At 30.3% G+C, this 5,203-nt stretch carries 3 protein-coding genes; all 3 read left to right on the forward strand.

The window, feature by feature from the left end:
* Positions 1-248: 248 nt before the first annotated feature.
* Positions 249-647 (forward strand): DUF7674 family protein, encoded by a 399-nt coding sequence (locus tag BM072_RS15135; RefSeq protein WP_092910646.1) that lies wholly within the window; start codon positions 249-251, stop codon positions 645-647.
* A 652-nt stretch (positions 648-1,299) separates the two neighbouring features.
* Positions 1,300-3,888 (forward strand): AAA family ATPase, encoded by a 2,589-nt coding sequence (locus BM072_RS15140; RefSeq protein ID WP_092910649.1) that lies wholly within the window; start codon positions 1,300-1,302, stop codon positions 3,886-3,888.
* Positions 3,889-4,114: 226 nt separating this feature from the next.
* Positions 4,115-4,510, forward strand: a complete 396-nt coding sequence (locus BM072_RS15145) for a hypothetical protein (protein WP_092910651.1) — start codon at positions 4,115-4,117, stop codon at positions 4,508-4,510.
* Positions 4,511-5,203 lie beyond the last annotated feature (693 nt).

A 5,203-nucleotide genomic window follows, 5' to 3' on the forward strand; every position in this document is an offset into this window, starting at 1 on the left:
CTCCGGAGATTTTTTTTAGTTACCATAATTTTGAATTTTAAATATCCTAAATATATGGTTTATAACGGAAAAGCTACCGGAGGTTTAGTTCAACAAGGGTTTTGCAATAGTGGGCAGAAAGTTTTCAATTCACGTTTTGTACTTCGGTAGAAATTTGTATTTTAGTTGAAAGTTTCGGCTTCGAAACGCCCACCATCGCAAAGCCCCAAAACGTTGTGCGTCATTTGATCAAACTCAATAGAAATTAAATGAAAAATAATAATTGGACAAATTTGGTTGATGGAAAAATGAATCCGAATGAATACTATTCAGAAATGATAACTGAATTTCCTATTCTGAAAAACGAAATAGAAAATGAAGAACCAGAAATGGTACACTTTCGAATGGAAATTTTTTCGAGCTATAATATTGAGCAGATTAAAACGAAAAAACACTCGGAATTAAAGCGCTGTTTTGAATTTCAAGAATCTCGGATTGAGAAATTGAACCATGAATTAATAAACGCTATGAACGTTTCGTATTGTGAATCATTATTACTTGGAGAATGTGCGAAAGAAATGGCCGATATCAAGGAATTGATGACACCGAAATTGAAAAGATTTTATGAGGAATATGGAAAATATTATGAAGAACTGACAAAAAGTTAATAAAAAAACGAACGCACAACATTGTATTTGCAAAAACGGTCTGAAAGTAAACTTTCAGTCTTTGTTTTTTTCCAACGCAAAATTGCTTTTATCAAAACTTTAAACTAATTTAGTTTCTACAAAAAAACAATTTGCTTGAACCTGCGAAATTGAATTTCGTTCAAATTCTACCGTTCTTCGCAAAATCCCTGAAACGTTATACACAACGACGTTAAAAATTAAAAATAGCGAAATTGAAGCAAAACTAAATCGAAATAAAATTGAATTTTTAACTAAACTTTACTCGGCAAAGAGAAAATTAAATCGTTTTTGAATTAGAAAATATTTACGTGAAAATGTATAAAATTGAATCACTAAATGTTTGAAATTTTAACAAATTTAAATATAAACTACGCGTTTTACTTTTAAATGTAAATTTTGCCGCTGTGTATAACATGATATTTGCGAAAAACGGTCTGAAAGTAAACTTTCAGCCTTTTTTTCCAGCGCAAAATTGTTTTTTCCAAAACTTTAAATTAAATTAGTTTCTACAAAAAAAAAACAATTTGCTTGAACCTGCGAAATTGAATTTCGTTCAAATTCTACCGTTCTTCGCAAATACTGAACCGTTAGCGGTAAGCATAAAACCAAACAAGACCCCAAATTAAGAACAATGTCTGTATATCAAGAAATTTTAAATTGGTCATCAAGTAGGCCACTTTTCGTTCAAGACGCTTTACGAAGAATAATAACATTGACGACGCTAACCCAAACAGACATTGATGAACTTGTTGAGTTAGTCAAAAAGGATTGTGGAGAAGCAACAATTATTTTAAATGCAATTCCTCTTGACAATACTCATATTCCAACCATAATTTCAACTAGTGGAAATTATCCAAAACTTATCGGTCTTACCAATCCAATAAACATTGGTGCTTTGCACAACCAAGGGAATTTACAATTTTCAAATACTGGCTTATCTGTTATTTATGGTAATAATGGTTCGGGAAAATCAAGTTACTCACGTATTTTGAGAAAACTTTGTTGGAGTAGAAGTCCAAATATTACATTAAAAAAGAACGTATTTAATCAATCAACACACCAACAACAAGTTGATTTTATTGTAGAAGATAATGGCTCTAATATTAATTTTACTTGGACTGAAAATAGTCCAAGTAATCCTATTCTCAATTCAATTTTTGTTTTTGATAATGATTGTGGAGACATATACATTAACAATGAAAATCCTACTGAATATAAACCTATTGGAATTGATGTTTTGGAAAAACTAATTTCAACTTTTGCAAGTATTCATCAAACTTTTGCATCATTGGTTGTTACTTATAACACACAAAAACCAGTATTACCACAGAATTTAGTTCAAACTACAATATCCCAGTGGTATGGAACAATGGAAAATTTACAACGTGCTAATGTTGATTCTGATATTCAATTTTCACAAACAGAAATGGACAGAAAGCGAGAGCTTACAAACTTAACAACTGCCCAAAATCCTCAACTGAATATTACAAATCTCACCAATCAACGAACACGAATTAACGGTTATATACAGCAATTTTCACAAATTGAAGCTTTATTCAACGAGCAAAACATAAATGAAATAAGAGCAAATAGAAACACTTTTGAAAGTGCAAATCAAGCGTATCAAATTGCAACAGCAGAATTACAAAATGCAAATACTTTAGAAGGATTTGGGACAAACCCTTGGCGAACTTTGTGGGAAGCAGCAAGAAATTACGCTCATAGTTCAAATCTGTCAGACGGACAAAATTTCCCGTCCTTAGTTTCTTTGGAAAAATGTGTATTGTGCCAACAAGAACTTGACGAAACAGCACAACAAAGATTAACAATTTTCAATCAATTCATACTAAATGACGTTTCTACACAGTTAAATTCTATTAACTCAACAATTCAGCAAAAGTTAAACCCATACAATTTATTAGTTATTCCAGCAATCGAAAATTTCGCAGAGTTAGAGCAGTTAAATCCAAGCTTCAGAGACAACTATAATCAATTTTCTAATTCAATCACTACACTCAAAAATTCAGTTATTACATTTTTGCATAATGGTGGCGAACTAAACATTAGTTTACACAATTTGACACCAAGTATAACAAGTTTAATTCCAAGAATTGATGCAGAGATTGAGCAGAATAATCAACTTTTACAAAATAGAAATGCTTTAGTTTCCGAACTTAATGAACTTACTGTAAAAGAATTTTTATTCAACAACAAAACAACAATTCTTCAATATTTTGATGAGTACCAATACAAGGCTTGGATAAATCGTTGCCAATCGCAACTTACAACTAATGCTATCTCACGTAAAATTGGCGAACTAATGGAAGACCAAGCTGTCAGTTTACAACATCAAGAATTTATTTCTCATCTCAACTTTTTCAACCGTGATTTAGCAAGTAAAGTTTTAATTTCAAAAACAAGAACAAGCCAAGGAAATACATTTCAAAAGTGTGGTTTAAACGGTATTACAGATTCAATAAATTCCATTCTAAGTGAAGGCGAACAAAAAATTATTGCCTTATCAAATTTTTTGGCTGAATGTACAATTGACAATCGTCTGAATACAATAATATTTGACGACCCTGTTACCTCTTTGGATATGGATTATAGAGATTTAATTGCAACTAAAATCGTTCAGTTATCACAAAACAGACAAATAGTTGTGTTTACTCACGACTTGTCATTTTTACGATTGCTAATTGACACGCATAAAACAGTCACAACAACAGACTGTACAATAATTGGCATTGACAAATACGATGGAATAAGCGGTATAGTTACAGACGAAATTCCATATTTAGCTAAAAATGTTCAAGAAAGAATTAATTCTATTAGAAGAATTTTAACCGAACACGATGCTCTTGTAATTACTGATGCGCACGGGAGAGAAACAAAGCTTGATTCAGCAAGAAAAAGATTTAGAATGTTGTTAGAACGTTCTGTTGAAGAAATTTTATCTAACAAGACTTACGAACGTTTTAGCAAAAATATACATTTAAAAAAAGGGAACTTATCAAGTTATATCGTTACGGAACAGACTGATGTTGATTTTCTTTTACATTTATTTGGAAAGTATTCAGTAACTGAACACGATGGCGGAATTTCAACAATTTCACAATTACCAAATAAACCCGAAATTTTACAAGACATAAGCGATTATTCTAATTGGAAAAATGATTTCAAAGCTAAACTGGACACGTTTAAAACAACATATAATTAAATGCCTACCGCTAACAAGAGTTTGGCAATAGCGGGCAGAACGTCATCAGTTCACGTTTTGTGCTTCGATTAAAATTTGTATTTTAGTTGAAAGTTTCGGCTTCGATTTGCCCGCCATCGCCAAGCCCTGAAACGTTAGCAGAAATTATTAAAAATATATACGTAATTAAATTATTAATTTATAGAAGATGTAATCATGAATTGATATATAATTAGAAATTCAAATAATGAAAAACATTTATCAAATCCAATTAGGTTTTATTATTACTGCAATAGCTCTATTTATTATTTCATATATTCCGTACAATAGTAGTGTAAGAGCATTAGAAAATCAGCAAGAAATTGTAGTGAAAATTTCTGAAGTAAGTTGTAGAAGTGCTAAATCAGTTAGCGGATTTTATTTTTTTTATAATAATAAAAACTATCATGTAAAAATACTAGGTAAAACTTGTTATAAAATACATAATGGTGACAACTACAAACTACTCTATGACAAAAAAAATGATCAATTTAGAGATATAGAACATGCTCTAATGATAAAAAATAGACTAAAATACTATATCATATTTTTCCTTTTAACGATAATTCCTTACACATTTATATACAAAATATTATATAAATAAAACATCTAAATTTGGAATCAAAATTAAATAAATACTCTTGAAATTTTATAAGATAATCTATAATAACATCTGCTAACATAGTATTTGCGAAAAACGGTCTGAAAGTAAACTTTCATCCTTTGTTTTTTCCAGCGCAAAATTGCTTTTCTCAAAACTTTAAATTAAATTAGTTTTTATAAAAAAACAATTTGCTTGAACCTGCGAAATTGAACATCGTTCAAATTCTACCGTTCTTCGCAAATACTGAAACGTTATCTGCAATATTCTGACGGAAGTCTACCCTTTCACATTTTCCGAAATTAAATTGAATCGAAATTCTGAGTTGAATACCGAAAATCAAAAATCCTGAATGAAATTGACGACTGAAAAAAATACGGAATTTTAACTTAGCGAATACTTAATATTCTCGGAATTAAGATGTTTAAAGTCTCGCTAAAATCTAAATTTATGTTTTTGAACAACGAAAAAAATGGAAGTGAATTTTAAATTGAACTGAATATCATAACCGTGAAAATAGTTGTCATCTTTAAATTTTCAGTTCTCTGAATCGAATTTAAACGAGTTAAATTCAATTCGCCGAACTAAAAATACTGCAGACAATAACTAAGCTTTCGTCTAGCCCGGAGGGCATGAGATGAAAGCCTGTTGAACGGAACCGAAGTTAGCTTTTAATTCTTATGGAGTTATCAAAGT

The organism is Algoriella xinjiangensis, from assembly GCF_900115015.1.
GTDB lineage: Bacteria > Bacteroidota > Bacteroidia > Flavobacteriales > Weeksellaceae > Empedobacter > Empedobacter xinjiangensis.

Excerpts from the sequence above, each read along its gene's own strand:
- BM072_RS15145 (WP_092910651.1), top strand. The coding sequence starts at position 4,115 with ATGAAAAACATTTATCAAATCCAATTAGGTTTTATTATTACTGCAATA.
- BM072_RS15135 (WP_092910646.1), top strand. The coding sequence starts at position 249 with ATGAAAAATAATAATTGGACAAATTTGGTTGATGGAAAAATGAATCCG.
- BM072_RS15140 (WP_092910649.1), top strand. The coding sequence starts at position 1,300 with ATGTCTGTATATCAAGAAATTTTAAATTGGTCATCAAGTAGGCCACTT.